Consider the following 16,293-nt stretch of genomic DNA (forward strand, 5'->3'; position numbering starts at 1 on the left):
CAGATGATCGAGTGGATGAAAAAGAATCGAAAAGAACTCTTGCTGCCGTTTTTGTGTTTTGTTTTAGGGCTCTTACTTGCGATTGCAAGCATCCAGGTGCAAGAGCAGGGAACCGATACCAAGGAGGACCAAACACTGACTCGTTTCCAGCCAAAGGATTACAAGAATTTGGTCAGCAAGGAACAAGAAATCAAGCAGTTTAAATGGACCATCGAAGCTGTGGCGAATTTGAAAGTTCGTCTTAAGCAGAGTCAGCAACCAGGAACCCGCTTGGAAACAGTTGTGACGGAATGGGGAAAAGCTCAAAAAGTTCGCTACACTAAGACAGCCCAAGGGGATAAAACGGTTCTTGTCTTGACTTATGCGGCTAAGCAAACCGATCAGGGCAAGAAAAGTGTGACCTTGTGGTTTGAACAGGAAAGAGACCAGGGGTATCGCTTGACGATGGTGGATGCGACGAATTTGTTGGATGCAAAAGAAAAAGCAAGCAGTGAGAAAGAAATCACTACTGAAAAAGAGAAAAAAGGTACAGAATTCGCCCAGCTCATTAAGAAACTAGGAAATCCTCAACGCTTGGTCTGGGGGGAAATGCCAGATGGCGGAATGGGCTATCGCGCGACTTACCAGCTACCAGGGCAACCAGAAGTGGTGATGGAATTCAAGAAAAAAGCCAAGAAATTGGTGTTGGTATAAGAAAGGAGACATCATTGGACGATCAACGGACAGACATCAAGGCAGCTTCCTCTCACCAGGGTGGGAGCCGCTTGATTTCAGAAGCGGACCTGGCTTCAATAGGGGGAAGCAGGCATTCAGAACCAAGACAAACGGTACTAGACTCCCAATCGGATAGGGCGAAAACCTACTCTCCTTCCTCTAATAGTGGAGGGTCTTCGCTGGCAGCCTTTTTTGGATTATTGGCCATGCTGGGATTATTTGCCTATCTGGCTTCAGGAGGTATCCATAGTGAGGAACATCCTTCTTCTACTACTAGTGAATACGGAAGTACTGGCCGGTCTTATGGAACCAGAAAGGAAACCTTGAAGAGTGGTACGAGTACCTTGATTGCACCGGAAGGTGAATTTCAGTTTCAAGTGACCTATGAGAAGGCGATTTCCCTGATTCCTGGTTTAAGTGAGGAGGATCAAGGCCGTACCTCTTCAACTTATCTGTCTCCGCAGGATGTGGTAGCTGTACTGGGCAAGGCTAGTAGTGGGGAAGAAACCTACCAAGAGGGTAGTGTCGGTCCTTTCATGACAAGCTTGGATTATGAGGCTGAAGGATCCCCTTCTTCTGTATCTGTTTTGCTTTCAAATATGATTAGTAGCCGTCTATCTTCTCTTAATTTTGAGAACTTAAACAGTGAGCGATTAGCCAATAAAAATGGCAGTTTGAACAGAGAGGATTTTGCCAATATTAAAATAGGAATCAGCTATGCAGATCTTGTGAATACCGTAGGAATTCCTAGCCGTGTTTCTTGGTCAAGTATGATGAGTTCAGAGTCCTTCTTAATCTTTTACTATAAACTTTCTGGTTCGCACTCAGTCATTATTCACTTTGGAAGCAATCGCACCATCAGTGAAATGACAGGCCTGGAGGATTCGGCTACAACCACGTCGCCTTAGGTGTTCATCTCTTTGGGTTTGTGGTATAATATGGATACCTTTAATTGAAAAGAATGGAGAATCTCATGACTGCACAAAAAATGTCTGCACAAGAAATTATCGCTTTTATCGGGAATGCAGAAAAGAAAACAAATGTGAAAGTAACCTTTGAAGGGGAATTGGCAACAGCTGTTCCTGCTTCTGTTACCAAGCTGGGCAATGTGTTGTTCGGTGACTGGAAAGATATCGAGCCCCTTCTTGCCAACTTAACGGAGAACAAGGATTATGTGGTGGAACAAGATGGTCGGAATTCAGCTGTTCCATTGTTGGATAAGCGTCACCTGAATGCGCGTATCGAACCAGGTGCTATTATCCGTGACCAAGTAACTATCGAAGACAATGCTGTCGTGATGATGGGGGCTGTCATCAATATTGGTGCTGAAATCGGTGCAGGAACCATGATTGATATGGGGGCTATCCTTGGTGGTCGTGCAACAGTTGGTAAAAACAGCCACATCGGTGCAGGTGCCGTTCTTGCGGGTGTCATTGAGCCAGCTTCTGCTGAGCCTGTTCGGATCGGTGACAATGTCTTGGTCGGTGCCAATGCAGTTGTGATTGAAGGGGTTCAAGTTGGAAACGGTTCAGTCGTTGCCGCTGGAGCGATCGTTACTCAAGATGTCCCTGAAAATGTGGTCGTAGCTGGTGTCCCAGCTCGCATCATCAAGGAAATCGACGAAAAAACACAACAAAAAACAGCGTTGGAAGACGCCTTGCGTAATTTGTAAGATATGAATGGTAGAGGCCGCAAGGCCTCTATTCTAATAGAAAGAAGACGACGATGACATTGGATTTAATCAAAATCAGACGGGATTTGCACCAAATCCCTGAAATTGGCTTGGAAGAATTTAAAACTCAAGCCTACCTCTTAGAGCGAATCGCAGAGATCACAGCGGGCAAGGACTTTGTTGAGCAACGGACTTGGCGGACTGGGATCCTAGTTTATCTCCATGGGTCTGCACCTGAAAAAACTATCGGCTGGCGGACGGATATCGATGGCTTACCGATTGTGGAACAAACGGGCCTTGATTTTGCCTCCAAGCACGAAGGACGGATGCATGCTTGTGGTCATGATATGCACATGACGACAGCCCTTGGACTTTTGGATCAACTGGTTCAAGTACAACCAAAAAATAACCTGCTTTTTCTCTTTCAACCAGCTGAAGAAAATGAGGCTGGTGGTATGCTCATGTATAAGGACAATGCTTTTGGAGACTGGCTCCCTGATGAATTTTATGGTCTGCATGTACGCCCTGATTTGAAGGTGGGGGACATTGCGACCAATACGGGTACCCTTTTTGCGGGTACCTGTGAAGTCAAGATGACCTTTACAGGTAAGGGAGGACATGCTGCCTTTCCACATGAGGCCAATGACGCTCTTGTAGCAGCTTCTTACTTCATTACCCAAGTCCAATCGGTCGTGAGTCGAAATGTCGATCCGATTGAAGGTGCTGTGGTGACCTTTGGTTCCATGCATGCAGGAACAACCAATAATGTGATTGCTGAGACAGCCTTCCTTCATGGGACCATTCGGACCTTGACCATGGAGATGAACCTCCTGACTCAAAAACGGGTCAAAGCCATTGCAGAAGGAGTTGCAGCTGCTTTTGATGTAAAATTGGACCTGGAACTCAAGCAAGGAGGTTACCTGCCTGTGGAAAACCAACCAGAATTGGCCAAAGAACTCATGGACTTTTTCACAGCTGAGAAAGACGTGAACTTGATTGATATCCTGCCTGCAATGACAGGAGAAGACTTTGGCTTTCTCTTGAGCAAGGTCCCTGGGGTCATGTTCTGGTTGGGGATTGATACCCCTTATGCCCTGCACCATCCGAAGATGAGCCCAAATGAAGCAGCCCTTCCCTTTGCTGTGGAAAACATTGGTAAATTTTTGAAAATGAAGGCCAACCAATAAAGGATAGATTCAACTCCGTCTGGAGTTGGATTTTTTCTTTGTCGTATAAAAACTGTTCGGATCTTTCCTAAAAAATGATACAATAAAAGCTAGACAAAAGGAGTAGGGAATGAAGAAAACACTACGAAAAGAAACCATTGCAGCCATGAAAGCACTGCCGCAAACTGTGAAAACCCAAGCAGATGAAGAGCTGACTCAGCGCCTCTTGGAGCTCCCAGCTTTTCAAGAGGCAAAGACCCTTGCGACCTATCTGTCTTTTGACCATGAAGTTTCCACAGCTGGCTTGATCCAAGCAGCTCTTCAACTTGGGAAACGCGTCTGTGTTCCCCGTACCTATCCACAAGGGCGAATGGAATTTGTGGAATACGATCCTGACATTTTGGAAAAGACACGCTTTGGTTTGCAGGAGCCCAATGAAAAAGGGAAGCTTGTGGATCAGTCAGAGATTGATCTGATCCATGTACCAGGCGTGGTCTTCCAGTCAAAAGGCTACCGAATTGGCTATGGTGGTGGCTATTATGATCGTTATTTGGAAGATTTTACTGGAAAAACGGTTAGTACGATTTATTCCATCCAGCAGAAGGAGTTCCAGCCAGATACGTTTGATCAGGCAGTTCAGGAGGTGCTAGTCTATGAAGTTACTCTTTGATCGTCGTTATCCTGTGACCAGCCTCTTATTGCTCGTGACAACGGCAGTCTTTCTTTCCATGTTTATCCGATTTGGAGGCGACTACCAAACAGGTGCCGCTGTTTACTATAGCGGTGGGATTATTGGAGAGGTTGTGAAAGTCGATCCTAGCCAGTTATGGCGAATCGTGACAGCTACATTTGTTCATATCGGCCTAGAACATTTTGTGCTCAATATGATCACTCTCTATTACTTGGGACGTTTGGCAGAAGATCTCTTTGGATCGAAGGCTTTCTTAGCTCTCTATCTCTTATCAGGCATGATGGGCAATGTCTTTGTTGCTATTTTTACGCCAGATGTGATTGCAGCAGGAGCTTCTACAGCCCTCTTTGGACTGTTTGGGACCATTGGTGCTCTGCGCTTTATTGTCCAAAGTCCCTATATTCGCCACTTGAGTCAGTCCTATACCAGCTTGATTGTGGTCAATTTGATCTTTAGCTTCATGCCAGGAATCAGTATGGCGGGGCATATCGGTGGCTTAGTAGCTGGGGTCATGTTGGCTTATGTCTTTCCAGTAAGAGGGGAAGCTCGTTTTATGAACCGAACCTATCAGATGAGTGCAGCCCTATCTTATCTCTTGCTTTTGCTTTATTTCTTAGGTAAAATCTTGAATCTATTTTAAGAGTGAGTGGGACAGAAATCGGTAATTCGTTAGAATTCGATTTCATTGTCCCACCTCCGCACAGTTGAGTAGGACTGTAAAAGCTGATGAAATCAGCGTAGTAGAGCCCACTCAACCACTGCGTCTTGCCCGATAATCCAAAAATAATTGAGAGGCTAGGACTTTTGTCCCAGCCTCCTTTTTTTCTAAAAAATGTAGCAAAATCGTAAACTAACAGAAAATTGTTTGAAATGCAAAGAATTGTATATATTTATTATAATATGTTTGCATGAGTCAAGTGAGCCCTCTATTGCTAGGTCCATAGAGAAGGCAATCATGGGTAAAGAGGTATAAAAACGCAAAATAGAAAGCGCTTGCAAAAGGACTGAGAAAGGTGTAAACTGGAGATATAAAAATCAAAAATAGTGCTATTTTGTCAAAAGTAGTGCAAAAACAAAGGAGATTTGCCATGAAAAAATGGTTGTTAAAACTCTCATTGGTAGCGATGACACTTTTGCTCCTACCAATTCAAGCTGTTCAAGCCTGTTGCGGTTTTATCATTGGTCGCCAATTGACCAAGGATGGGACCACTCTCTTTGGTCGGACAGAAGACTACCCTTACTATCCAAATGGTGGCAAGCACAACAAAAACTTTGTAGTTGTTGATGCGAAGAACTATAAGGAAGGGGATCAACTGGAAGACGAATCCAATGGTTTTACCTATCCACATGCTGCTAGTGAAATGAAATACACAGCGACTTATGACTCTGCTCGTGGAGATGGTAGTAACGGTGCTTTTGGTGAACATGGATTTAACGAAGCCGGCGTCTCTATGACATCAACTGTTACAGCAATTCCAAACAAAAAAGTCTTGAAGACTGACCCATTGACAGAAAACGGAATTCCTGAAGCTGCTATGTTGGACGTAGTTTTACCACGCGTTAAGTCTGCTCGTGAAGGGGTTGAATTCCTAGCTAAAGTCATTGAAGAAAAAGGATCAGCAGAGGGGAATGTTGTCGTTTTTGCGGACCAAAAAGAAACTTGGTATATGGAAATTCTTTCTGGTCACCAATATGTAGCTGTTAAAGTCCCAGAAGACAAATATGCAGTCTTTGCAAATACCTACTACCTTGGTCATGTGGATTTGAATGACAAGGAAAATGTAATCGCTTCGAAAGATGTCGAAAAAGTAGCCAAAGAATCTGGTAACTACAAGACAGACAAAGATGGTAACTTCCATATTGCTAAATCTTATGGACCAGAAAAATATGCTGAAGGAGACCGTTCACGTACATACGCAGGAATCACTCTTTTGGATCCAAATTCAAAAGTGACTTATGAAGATGATGAATACGAACTCTTCCGCTCACCAACAGATCCAAACAAGAAATTTACTTTGGAAGATGCCTTTGCTTTCCAACGCAACCGTTTTGAACATTTGAATGGTCGTTTTGTTCCAGACGATCAAATTGGTGTCAAGAAACAAGGGGATAATGGTAGCAATGATGCTGTTCGTAAAGACCAATACAAGTATGCTTTAGGAAACGAAAACGTTATCGATGCCCATGTCTACCAAATCAATCCAAAACTTCCAAAATCATTTGGTGGTACGTTATGGCTTGGTATGGGACCATCTCGGAACACACCTTATGTTCCATTCTACGGTAATCTAAAAGATACTTACGAAGCCTTCAAACCTCAAACAGCAACTTATGATCCAAATTCATGGTATTGGACAGTATGGCACATTGACAATATGGCGATCAATAACCAAGATGTCTTTGGAAAATCAGTCCAAGATCACTGGAAAGCTCTTGAAAAACAATTTATTGTTGATCAAGAAAAGAAAGATATTGAATATTATTCATTGAAAGATCAACCTGAAGCTGCAAAAGCTGCTGAAGATAAGGTGACGAAAGATGCACTGGAATTGTCTGATCGTCTTTTCCAACACTTCAAAGATTATGAAAAATTAATGGAAAAACAATTAGAAGCAGCTGGACGTAAATCTGATCCATATCGTGCTTCTCAACCAGATAATTATAAAGATCCTGAAGAACCTAAGAAACCTGAAGAACCTAAGAAACCAGATACACCAAAAGTTCCAGAAAAACCACAAGTTGACGGAAATATTACAAAAATTGAAATTCCTGCTTCATATTATAGAGCTACCCCTTCTAATAAGGATATCCCAGCAAATGCAGAAGGAAATCCAAATAACCGTTTTGGCTATGCAGCAACAAAAGCAATGCCTACATATGGATCTGGAAAAGCAGAAACGGTTGTAAAACCAGAAGCGAAAGTTCAATCTACTTCAGAGGCTACTGTAGCAGAAAATGTGAACAACAATAATAATCGCTTCGGTTCTAATTTCAATCCAGGCGAAATTGAAACTTTCCCAAATACCAATTATTCTTACAATGTTCATCCTTAAACAATAAGAATTAAAAAGTGAATTGGACCAAGTCCAATGAAATGAAAGAGGCCGGATTTTATCTAGCCTCTTTTTTATAAAAAAAACTGACCATTGTAAGGCAGCAAAGCTCTTACATGATATGGCCAGTCTCTTTTGTATTCTTTAGATTTGAGAATGATTAGTCTGCAGTTTGTTCAGATGCTTCTAATTTTTTTCCAAGGTCGATAATATATTGTTTGAGATCATCTTTGACTTGAGGGTGTTTCAAGGCATAGTCAATCGAAGTTTTCATGAAGCCGAATTTATCACCTACATCGTAGCGTTGGCCTTTAAATTCACGGGCAAAGACTCGTTGGGTCTTATTGAGGGTATCGATCGCATCCGTCAATTGAATTTCATTGCCAGCACCTGGTTCTTGATTTGCAAGAATATCAAAGATCTCAGGAGTCAAGAGGTAGCGTCCGATAATGGCAAGGTCACTTGGTGCCTCCTCGGGTGCTGGTTTTTCGACAAAAGTTTCAACGCTATAAAGACCGTTAATGCCTTCGCCTTGAGGTGCGATCACACCGTAAGAAGAAACCTCTTCGTGAGGGACTTCCATCACAGCGATGGTTGACGCATGGGTTTCATCGTAGTCGTTCATCAACTGTTTGGTCAATGGCAAGGCATCATCATTGGTGATGTCCATCAGATCATCTCCCAACATAACGACAAAAGGCTCATTTCCAACAAAGGCCTTGGCTTGAAGAACAGCGTCCCCTAAACCTCGAGGGTGACTTTGGCGGATGAAATGAAGATTGATCGCTGTTGTATCATTGACCAACTTGAGTAAGTCAGTCTTTCCTTTTTGCTCGAGATTGTATTCCAATTCGAAGTTAGAATCGAAATGGTCTTCGATCGAACGTTTGGCCTTCCCTGTTACGACAAGGATTTCCTCAATTCCAGATTTCAGAGCTTCCTCTACAATAAATTGAATCGTCGGTTTGTCAACGATTGGCAACATTTCTTTTGCCAGAGCTTTGGTAGCTGGGAGGAAGCGGGTCCCTAAGCCAGCTGCAGGAATGACTGCTTTTCTAACTTTAGTCATGCGGTTTCCTTTCTAAAAGGTAGGATTTGTGATGGGGTGGTTGACTTATTTCCACTCGTTTTCTTCTTTAAATTCATTGCTCATCATGTGGTGGATGGCTTCGCGGATATCTTTCCCCTCATAAATGACTTGGTAAATGGCTTGTGTAATCGGCATGTAGACATCCAATTCTTGGGCCAGCTCGTGGGCGACTTTGGTCGTAGAGATCCCTTCGATGATCATACCCATGTTGGCTTCGATATCTTCCAATTTTTCGCCGCGTCCGAGAGCATCCCCAGCTCGCCAGTTGCGAGAGTGAACAGAAGTACCAGTAACGATCAAGTCACCGACCCCTGATAAACCGCTATAGGTCAATGGACTAGCTCCGAGCTTAACGCCAAGGCGCGTGATTTCAGCGAGACCGCGCGTGATGATGGCTGCTTTGGCATTGTCACCATAACCAAGACCGTGCAAAGCTCCAGCTCCGACTGCGATGATATTCTTCAAGGCTCCAGCAGTTTCCACTCCGATAACATCTGTATTGGTATAGAGACGGAAGTAGTGATTGCTAAAGAGTTCTTGAACATAGCGAGCAACTTCTAAATCTTTTGAGGCTGCTGTAATAAGGGTGATATCCCGTACGATGGTCTCTTCCGCGTGACTTGGTCCAGAAACAACTACAATCTCACTGCGAAGAGAAGCAGGAATTTCTTCTTCAAGGATTTGAGAAATCCGATCGTGTGTACCAGGTTCTAGTCCCTTGGAAGCATGCATGACTGTGACAGGGTGATCTAGTGTTTCAGCGACTTGTTTAGCAACCAAGCGGGTCACCTTTGTAGGAACGACAAAAAGGATAGCATCCACACCGTCCAAAGCAGCTTTCAGATCGGTCGTAGCGGTAATTTGATCGCTAATAACGATGTCTTTGAAATAGCGTTGATTGGTATGAGTGGTATTAATTTCATCGATTTGTTCTTGGATATTTCCCCAGAGACGGACTTCATGGCCGTTATCATTGAGGACTTGTGAAAGGGCTGTTCCCCATGAACCAGGACCCAATACTGCAACGGTTTGTTTTTCCATTGTATCTTCCATTTCTATGTCTATTTTTTCAACAAGGCTAGGAATCTAGCACTTGCACCTTCGAAACGGCCTAATGTGTGCCTTGAAGGACGATTCTATTTTCCTCTCTATTTTAACATAATATAGGTAAAAAAACTTGTATGATCATCAATTGTTTTGTGAGGAAGGTGAGGGTGATAAATAAAATCTATCACGGTTTTAAAAAATACATATTAGACACGATCGCTAATGGGTGGTAAGATAAGTAGTAGTTAAAATGAAGGAGGAATGAATATGTGCAGAACAATTGTTGGAGTATCCGCTAATCTCTGTCCGGTGGACCCGGAAGGGAAAAACCTTCATTCCTCCGTGTCTAGTCAGTTTGCGGAAGGGATCCGTCAAGCAGGTGGACTTCCAATGGTCATCCCGATGGGAGACCCTTCTTTGGTTAAGGACTATGTTGAAACGATTGACAAGTTGATCTTAAGTGGAGGCCAAAATGTCGATCCTAGTCTCTATGGCGAAGAAAAAACCATCGAAAGCGATGATTACAATATCGAACGGGACCAATTTGAGCTTGCCCTGCTGAAGGAAGCGGTTCGCCAAAACAAACCGGTTCTAGGAATCTGCCGTGGGGTTCAGTTGATCAATGTGGCTTTTGGAGGAACACTCAACCAAGAGATTGAAGGACATTGGCAAGGTCTTCCATTTGGGACTTTCCATTCTATCGAGACTAAAAAAGGCAGTGTGGTGGAGCAGCTCTTTGGTCGGGCTAGTCGAATCAATTCTGTGCACCGTCAAAGTATCAAGGATCTTGCACCAAATTTCCGTGCAACTGCCTTTGATCCGCGTGATCACACCATCGAAGCCATTGAAGCAGTAGACGGTCATCGGATTATGGGATTACAATGGCATCCAGAATACTTGGTCAATGAAGAAGAAGGGAATTTAGAACTCTTCCGTTATTTATTACAGGAATTGTAAGAAAAAGAGAGGTTGGACTTGAGCCAATCTCTCTTTGTGTGTCTAAGGAAATATAGACAAAACGCTGGTAATAAGATGAAAAAATAGGATAATCGTTACGAAAAAACAGGTTCATTTAGCAATGCTAGATGAATACCTGTTTTAAGAACTTATTCGTGGCGTTTTTTAGCAACGAGCATGCTTCCAGCACCTGCAAGGGCAAGTCCTGTCATGAGAAGTCCAGCACTTACTGTCTCACCAGTAGAAGGAAGACTTTGTTTTTTACCTTCTTTTGATTGTTTACCAGAAGGCTGATTTCCTTTCGGTTTATCAGTTGAAGGCGTTGGAGGTGTTGAAGGAGTAGTTGGCGGAGTTGGAGGTGTCTTCTTGTTAACGACATTTCCTTTATCCACTACACTGTTTGAACCAACCAAATCACTAGCTGCGATCTTGATGACTTCATCTGATAATTGGTAACCGTCTGGAGCTGTAAGCTCTCTTACTACATAATCTTTTGCTTCTAATCCTGTAAAGGTTACAAGACCGTTTGCATCAGAGGTAGCAGTTGCTTGACCTGCACCATAAGGGTTCGCTACAGGAGTCGTACCATCGGCTTCAAAGAGACCGAATACGGCACCAACAAGAGCTTTCCCTTCTTGGTTCACTTTGTGCAATTGGATGCTGTAGAGTTTCAATTCAGGTTTGTCAACAGTCGGAGGAGTTGGTGGAATTGAAGTGAATGGTTTGTTGACCACTGTTCCTTTGTCTACGACGAGGTTAGTCGCAGCTTTCAACTCGCTAGCAGAAACTTTAATCACATCTGCTGATAGTTGATAACCTTCTGGAGCAGTAAGTTCTTTCACCACATAATCTTTTGCTTCAAATCCTGTAAAGGTTACAAGACCATTTGCATCAGAAGTTGCAGTCGCTTGACCTTCACCGTAAGGGTTAGCGACTGGAGTAGTCCCATCTGCCTCAAAAAGCCCGAATACAGCACCTGCAAGAGCATTTCCGTCTGCGTTAGCTTTGTGCAATTGAATGTTGTACAGTTTCAATTCTGGTTTGTCAACAGTCGGAGGAGTTGGTGGAATGGAAGTTGTTACCAATTTGTTAGTGAATGATTTCTTATCACCATATGCCACAGAAGCTTTGAGTGTATTGCTTGCATCATCTTTTGTGACAGTTACAGTAGCATCAATACTTCCTTCATCGTAGGTCATTCCTTTTGCTTTGCTTTCAGGAACAACTTCTTTAATCGTGTAGTGGAAGGTTTTTCCTGCGTCCTCTGATGAATATGAAATGTCATCAAAGGTTACCGTACCATCTGCAGCATTTTGTTTTGTTTGAAGAACTTTTCCGGTTTCATCCAACAATTGGAAATTGAATTCGCCATTCTTCAATTCAGCACCTTCTAAAATCTTGCTAGCTGAAATTTTAGCTTTTGCTGGTTGAGGAGCCGTATAAGTGTTGTTAAATGTTTTATTCTCTGGATAGACAAGATCAGCTTTTAGAGCTTGTCCGTCTTGTGTAACCTTCACGGGCACTTGTTTTTCAGTTGTATCATAGGTGATACCTGGTGTATTTCCAACAACTTCTTTTACAGTGTAAGTGTGTTCTCCTGCTTCCTTATAAGAAATCGGATCAAATGTGACCTTGCCGTTTTTATTGGTAACAGTTTGAAGCTTAGTTGCACCCTCGTACAATTCAAAGCTAAACTCACCGTCTTTTAGATCACGACCAGTAAGAGCTTTATCCAGTTCGATGGTAGCTTTTGTTTCTTTTGGCTTCGCTTTTGGATTGACGATCGTCTTCGTAACCTTATGGTCCTTACCAAAATCTTCAGCATTTACGAAGGTGTCAGCCTCCTTGATCGTATAACCCGCAGGGGCCTCGGTTTCTGTTAAGATGTATTTATCTTTTAAGAGCGCATTAACCGTAATATCTCCGTTCTCATCTGTAACGTATTCCCCAATCACTTGGTTGTTGGCTTGACGAACGATTTTAAACTTAGCCCCAGCAAGTGGTTGGTTTTCATCGTCTACTTTGTGGACATGAATGGTAAAGACGTAACCAACGCCAAAACCATAGGGAATTTGAACTGCTGCAACATTTGTCACATCTTTTTGATCAAATTGTTTTCCTTTCAGGGTAGCATCATTTTTAAGAAGTTCCCCGTCCACAGGGTCGTAATTTAAACGAACATCATAAGCGATTCGGTATTGATCGTTTTCGCTAATGTCTCCCAGTTTAATGACAAATGATTGTCCATCTTCACTAATGGTAGCAGGGTGTTGATTCGTCACATCAACGCGATCTGAAAAGACCCATTCTCCTGTTTCAAAAGAGAATTTCCCTTTTAGGACTTTAATACTATCTGGTACGTAGGAAGCATTTGTAAACTTCAAATGGTCTTCAATAGTAACTTCTTTAATATTCTGTTTTTTTCTGTTAACTGAAATAGTATAGGAAACTGTTTTATGGTCGTTTGTATTGACCCAGCTAGTTTTTGTTAAAGCTCTTGGATTCCCATCACCAATTCCTTTAAAGGAAACTTTCCCACCTATCTTGGTTTCCCCGTTGACGGTCATTTCAACAGGAATCTCACCTTTTTGGGGATGTTTTTTAAAGTCAATACGTGCATAAAAGAAAAATGATCCTTTGATATCTGAATGTGTTTGAACATAATCGGTGTATGTCAGTGATAATCTCTTATTGTCTTTATCGACCTTGGCATTGGCAATGACCTCATTCGTATTAACATCACGAATTTTAAAATTGTCAGAGGTGATCATCAATGCGTCTGGAACAGTGATATCAGTTGTGTCGCCTGCTTTGACATCCTTACCTGCTAAGTCGAAATCAGCATTGATACGGAACGTTGCCCATTGTTCTAAATCCCAAGTAAGGTTACCACCTTCATTGTTGGTTACTTTCATATTTTTGATTGTATCGACCAATTTTCCGCTTACTGTCACTCCAGGAGTTTCTGCTGAAGTGCGATGCAGACCTAAAGCGAAAAGCATGGTCACTATACAAAGGACAAATGAGAAAATTTTAATATACCTTTTCTTTTTCATTTTATCTTCCCTTTTCATAAAAAAATAGTGCCTAATCATCAATGTCTGATTACTCTTAAAGATCGGGATTTTTCGAATCCTATCTGTTGGTAATAAGAATTGAATGCTGAGACACGACCTCCACAAAATAATTTTACAGGGTAAAATTTTTTAATTTCAAAATTATTCCCTACACAGGGAATTATAGCAAAAATAATGCTTATCTTCAAGCTTAAAATAGCATTATTTAGCACAAGTTATATGTCAAATCTGTCATAATAGCATATCATTTTCAGAAAAAACATGAAAACAATATGTAACTTCCAAATTGAAGAGAATTTTTAAAAAAATACGAATAGTAGTATAGGGGAGACGCTAGGGCGAAGTGATGGTATAATAGAAAAAATAGAAACAATTTAGAATAAAAGAGGAATTATGATGACAAAAATTCGTGGATTTGAACTTGTATCAAGCTATACCAATCAGGATTTGCTGCCAAAACGGGAGACAGCGCATGCGGCCGGCTATGACTTAAAAGTGGCCGAGCGCACGGTCATTGCTCCTGGGGAAATCGTCCTCGTGCCAACTGGGGTCAAGGCTTATATGCAAGCGGGTGAGGTGCTTTATCTTTACGATCGCTCGTCCAACCCTCGCAAAAAAGGCCTGGTCTTGATCAACTCTGTTGGGGTTATTGATGGAGACTACTATGGCAATCCAGGAAATGAAGGCCATATCTTTGCTCAGATGAAAAACATTACTGATCAGGAAGTTGTCCTTGAAGTTGGCGAACGCGTGGTTCAGGCTGTCTTTGCTCCTTTCTTGATTGCAGATGGAGATGAAGCAGACGGTGTTCGTACTGGTGGATTTGGGTCAACAGGGCACTAAGATGAAGATTATCTTTGTCCGTCATGGGGAGCCAGATTATCGTATGCTTGATAAACTTGAAAATCCGCAACTCTATAGTGGTTTTGGTCGTGATTTAGCACCATTGACAGGAAAAGGTCGCAGTCTGGCAAAAGAAGTTGCTAAAACTGCATGTTTTGGAAAGGCAGAGATTATTATTTCATCGTCTGTGACGAGGGCTTTAGAAACAGCACATTATATAGCAGTTGAAACAGGATTGGACTTATTTGTGGAGCCATTTTTTCATGAGTGGCGTCCAGACTTAGATGGCACTAACTCTGATTTAACTAGTGTATTGGTAGCTCATGAATATTATCTAAAACATCAAGGAGGTTTATCTGAAGATTCTCCTTATCGCTATGAAACTGATATAGAGATGCGTCATCGTTTTTTAAGAGCTTTGGGAAAATATAAAAATTATAAAACTATTATCATTGTAACTCACGGAATGCTCATGCGCCAGTTTGTGCCAAATGAGAAGATTGATTTTTGCCAAGTGATTGAGTGTGAGATAGAGATTTAGAAAGAGGTTTATCATCGCAAAGAAAAAAACGACATTTGTCTGTCAAAATTGTGCCTATAATTCACCCAAATACCTAGGGCGCTGTCCTAACTGTGGTTCTTGGTCTTCCTTTGTCGAGGAGGTCGAGGTCGCAGCGGTCAAGAATGCACGGGTATCCTTGACGGGTGAAAAGACCAAACCCATGAAACTGGCGGACGTGAGCTCCATCAATGTCCATCGGACCAAGACCGAGATGGAAGAATTCAACCGCGTCCTTGGTGGCGGTGTGGTACCAGGGAGTCTCGTCCTTATCGGGGGAGATCCTGGGATTGGGAAATCAACTCTGCTCTTACAAGTCTCAACCCAGCTGTCTCAAGTGGGGACAGTTCTCTATGTCAGTGGGGAGGAGTCTGCTCAACAGATTAAACTCCGAGCAGAGCGTTTAGGTGATATTGATAGTGAGTTTTATCTATACGCCGAGACCAATATGCAGAGCGTGCGGGCAGAAGTGGAGCGCATCCAGCCTAACTTCCTCATCATCGACTCGATTCAGACCATTATGTCTCCTGAGATTTCAGGGGTGCAGGGGTCTGTTTCTCAGGTGCGTGAGGTGACAGCTGAGCTCATGCAGCTGGCCAAGACCAATAACATCGCTATCTTTATCGTAGGCCATGTGACCAAGGAAGGAACCTTGGCAGGTCCTCGGATGCTGGAGCACATGGTGGACACGGTGCTCTACTTTGAGGGTGAGCGCCACCATACCTTCCGGATCCTGAGAGCGGTCAAAAACCGTTTTGGTTCCACTAATGAAATCGGGATTTTCGAGATGCAGTCAGGCGGGCTGGTTGAGGTCCTTAATCCGAGCCAGGTCTTTCTAGAAGAACGTTTGGATGGGGCGACTGGATCGTCCATCGTTGTGACAATGGAAGGGACTCGTCCGATTCTAGCCGAGGTGCAGGCCTTGGTGACTCCGACCATGTTTGGTAATGCCAAGCGGACGACGACTGGGCTTGATTTCAATCGAGCCAGTCTCATCATGGCGGTGCTAGAAAAACGCGCAGGCCTCTTGCTTCAAAATCAGGATGCCTACCTCAAGTCTGCTGGTGGTGTCAAGTTGGATGAGCCAGCTATCGACCTAGCCGTAGCTGTAGCCATTGCTTCCAGCTACAAGGACAAGCCAACTAACCCGCAAGAGTGTTTTGTTGGAGAGTTGGGCTTGACAGGAGAAGTTCGCCGGGTCAACCGAATCGAACAACGGATCAATGAAGCTGCTAAGCTCGGTTTTACCAAGATTTATGTTCCGAAAAATTCTCTGACGGGGATCATGACGCCGTCGGGGATCCAGGTGATCGGAGTGAGTACATTGTCTGAAGTCTTGAAGAAAGTATTTCAATAGTAGAAAAGTCTTAAACGGGAAGTTTAAGACTTTTTTTCAGATGTGACAGATGACAGGAGGTATCCCC

General features: G+C 43.0%; 14 protein-coding genes. 11 read left to right on the forward strand and 3 right to left on the reverse strand.

Features of this window, described 5'->3' with window-relative positions; translation table 11 throughout:
* Positions 1 to 3: 3 nt before the first annotated feature.
* From AC6IZR_RS01590 to AC6IZR_RS01620, 7 genes are all read left to right on the forward strand, one after another.
* A complete protein-coding gene (locus AC6IZR_RS01590; RefSeq protein WP_497848648.1) occupies positions 4 to 693 on the forward strand; it encodes a hypothetical protein in 690 nt (229 codons plus the stop codon).
* 14 nt (positions 694 to 707) lie between these two features.
* Positions 708 to 1,622 carry a hypothetical protein gene (locus AC6IZR_RS01595; protein ID WP_497848649.1) on the forward strand — a complete coding sequence of 305 codons (915 nt, stop codon included), beginning with the start codon at positions 708 to 710 and terminating at the stop codon, positions 1,620 to 1,622.
* A 65-nt stretch (positions 1,623 to 1,687) separates the two neighbouring features.
* Positions 1,688 to 2,386 (forward strand): 2,3,4,5-tetrahydropyridine-2,6-dicarboxylate N-acetyltransferase, encoded by a 699-nt coding sequence (gene dapD, locus AC6IZR_RS01600; RefSeq protein WP_070587822.1) that lies wholly within the window; start codon positions 1,688 to 1,690, stop codon positions 2,384 to 2,386.
* A gap of 53 nt (positions 2,387 to 2,439) precedes the next feature.
* The gene (locus tag AC6IZR_RS01605; RefSeq protein ID WP_497848650.1) at positions 2,440 to 3,573 is read left to right on the forward strand and encodes an N-acetyldiaminopimelate deacetylase; all 1,134 of its coding nucleotides are present in this window, start codon (positions 2,440 to 2,442) and stop codon (positions 3,571 to 3,573) included.
* A 109-nt stretch (positions 3,574 to 3,682) separates the two neighbouring features.
* Positions 3,683 to 4,222 carry a 5-formyltetrahydrofolate cyclo-ligase gene (locus AC6IZR_RS01610; protein ID WP_070587827.1) on the forward strand — a complete coding sequence of 180 codons (540 nt, stop codon included), beginning with the start codon at positions 3,683 to 3,685 and terminating at the stop codon, positions 4,220 to 4,222.
* The gene (locus AC6IZR_RS01615; protein ID WP_049491404.1) at positions 4,206 to 4,883 is read left to right on the forward strand and encodes a rhomboid family intramembrane serine protease; all 678 of its coding nucleotides are present in this window, start codon (positions 4,206 to 4,208) and stop codon (positions 4,881 to 4,883) included. The genes AC6IZR_RS01610 and AC6IZR_RS01615 overlap by 17 nt, the downstream gene beginning before the upstream one ends.
* Before the next feature lie 448 nt (positions 4,884 to 5,331).
* Positions 5,332 to 7,296, forward strand: coding sequence for a C69 family dipeptidase (locus AC6IZR_RS01620; RefSeq protein WP_497848651.1), 1,965 nt, complete (start codon positions 5,332 to 5,334; stop codon positions 7,294 to 7,296).
* 160 nt (positions 7,297 to 7,456) lie between these two features.
* On the opposite strand, the gene galU is transcribed toward AC6IZR_RS01620, so the two are convergent.
* Both galU and AC6IZR_RS01630 read right to left on the reverse strand, forming a co-directional pair.
* On the reverse strand, positions 7,457 to 8,365 hold the full coding sequence (galU, locus tag AC6IZR_RS01625) for a UTP--glucose-1-phosphate uridylyltransferase GalU (protein WP_070587833.1): 909 nt from the start codon (positions 8,363 to 8,365) through the stop codon (positions 7,457 to 7,459).
* Between the two features lie 45 nt (positions 8,366 to 8,410).
* On the reverse strand, positions 8,411 to 9,427 hold the full coding sequence (locus AC6IZR_RS01630) for an NAD(P)H-dependent glycerol-3-phosphate dehydrogenase (protein WP_070587836.1): 1,017 nt from the start codon (positions 9,425 to 9,427) through the stop codon (positions 8,411 to 8,413).
* 273 nt (positions 9,428 to 9,700) lie between these two features.
* Here AC6IZR_RS01630 and AC6IZR_RS01635 point away from each other — a divergent pair, with 273 nt between their 5' ends.
* Complete coding sequence (locus AC6IZR_RS01635; protein ID WP_049487584.1) at positions 9,701 to 10,390, forward strand: gamma-glutamyl-gamma-aminobutyrate hydrolase family protein; 690 nt, start codon at positions 9,701 to 9,703, stop codon at positions 10,388 to 10,390.
* Between the two features lie 149 nt (positions 10,391 to 10,539).
* On the opposite strand, the gene AC6IZR_RS01640 is transcribed toward AC6IZR_RS01635, so the two are convergent.
* Positions 10,540 to 13,446, reverse strand: a complete 2,907-nt coding sequence (locus AC6IZR_RS01640; RefSeq protein WP_070587842.1) for a SpaA isopeptide-forming pilin-related protein — start codon at positions 13,444 to 13,446, stop codon at positions 10,540 to 10,542.
* A 417-nt stretch (positions 13,447 to 13,863) separates the two neighbouring features.
* Here AC6IZR_RS01640 and AC6IZR_RS01645 point away from each other — a divergent pair, with 417 nt between their 5' ends.
* From AC6IZR_RS01645 to radA, 3 genes are read left to right on the forward strand one after another with little or no spacing between them, the layout of a single operon-like run.
* Positions 13,864 to 14,310, forward strand: a complete 447-nt coding sequence (locus tag AC6IZR_RS01645) for a dUTP diphosphatase (protein ID WP_009731797.1) — start codon at positions 13,864 to 13,866, stop codon at positions 14,308 to 14,310.
* 1 nt (position 14,311) lies between these two features.
* Positions 14,312 to 14,851: a histidine phosphatase family protein gene (locus AC6IZR_RS01650; protein WP_070587845.1), complete on the forward strand. Its 540-nt coding sequence runs from the start codon at positions 14,312 to 14,314 to the stop codon at positions 14,849 to 14,851.
* A 13-nt stretch (positions 14,852 to 14,864) separates the two neighbouring features.
* On the forward strand, positions 14,865 to 16,226 hold the full coding sequence (gene radA / locus AC6IZR_RS01655) for a DNA repair protein RadA (RefSeq protein WP_497848928.1): 1,362 nt from the start codon (positions 14,865 to 14,867) through the stop codon (positions 16,224 to 16,226).
* The last annotated feature ends 67 nt before the right edge of the window (positions 16,227 to 16,293 follow it).

This window comes from Streptococcus mobilis (assembly GCF_059727625.1).

Bases quoted from the DNA above. Each gene is read 5' to 3' on its own strand.
- AC6IZR_RS01630 (WP_070587836.1), bottom strand. From the start codon at position 9,427: ATGGAAAAACAAACCGTTGCAGTATTGGGTCCTGGTTCATGGGGAACA.
- AC6IZR_RS01635 (WP_049487584.1), top strand. From the start codon at position 9,701: ATGTGCAGAACAATTGTTGGAGTATCCGCTAATCTCTGTCCGGTGGAC.
- AC6IZR_RS01645 (WP_009731797.1), top strand. From the start codon at position 13,864: ATGACAAAAATTCGTGGATTTGAACTTGTATCAAGCTATACCAATCAG.
- AC6IZR_RS01610 (WP_070587827.1), top strand. From the start codon at position 3,683: ATGAAGAAAACACTACGAAAAGAAACCATTGCAGCCATGAAAGCACTG.
- AC6IZR_RS01620 (WP_497848651.1), top strand. From the start codon at position 5,332: ATGAAAAAATGGTTGTTAAAACTCTCATTGGTAGCGATGACACTTTTG.
- galU (WP_070587833.1), bottom strand. From the start codon at position 8,365: ATGACTAAAGTTAGAAAAGCAGTCATTCCTGCAGCTGGCTTAGGGACC.
- AC6IZR_RS01605 (WP_497848650.1), top strand. From the start codon at position 2,440: ATGACATTGGATTTAATCAAAATCAGACGGGATTTGCACCAAATCCCT.
- dapD (WP_070587822.1), top strand. From the start codon at position 1,688: ATGACTGCACAAAAAATGTCTGCACAAGAAATTATCGCTTTTATCGGG.
- AC6IZR_RS01615 (WP_049491404.1), top strand. From the start codon at position 4,206: ATGAAGTTACTCTTTGATCGTCGTTATCCTGTGACCAGCCTCTTATTG.
- AC6IZR_RS01640 (WP_070587842.1), bottom strand. From the start codon at position 13,446: ATGAAAAAGAAAAGGTATATTAAAATTTTCTCATTTGTCCTTTGTATA.
- AC6IZR_RS01590 (WP_497848648.1), top strand. From the start codon at position 4: ATGATCGAGTGGATGAAAAAGAATCGAAAAGAACTCTTGCTGCCGTTT.
- AC6IZR_RS01650 (WP_070587845.1), top strand. From the start codon at position 14,312: ATGAAGATTATCTTTGTCCGTCATGGGGAGCCAGATTATCGTATGCTT.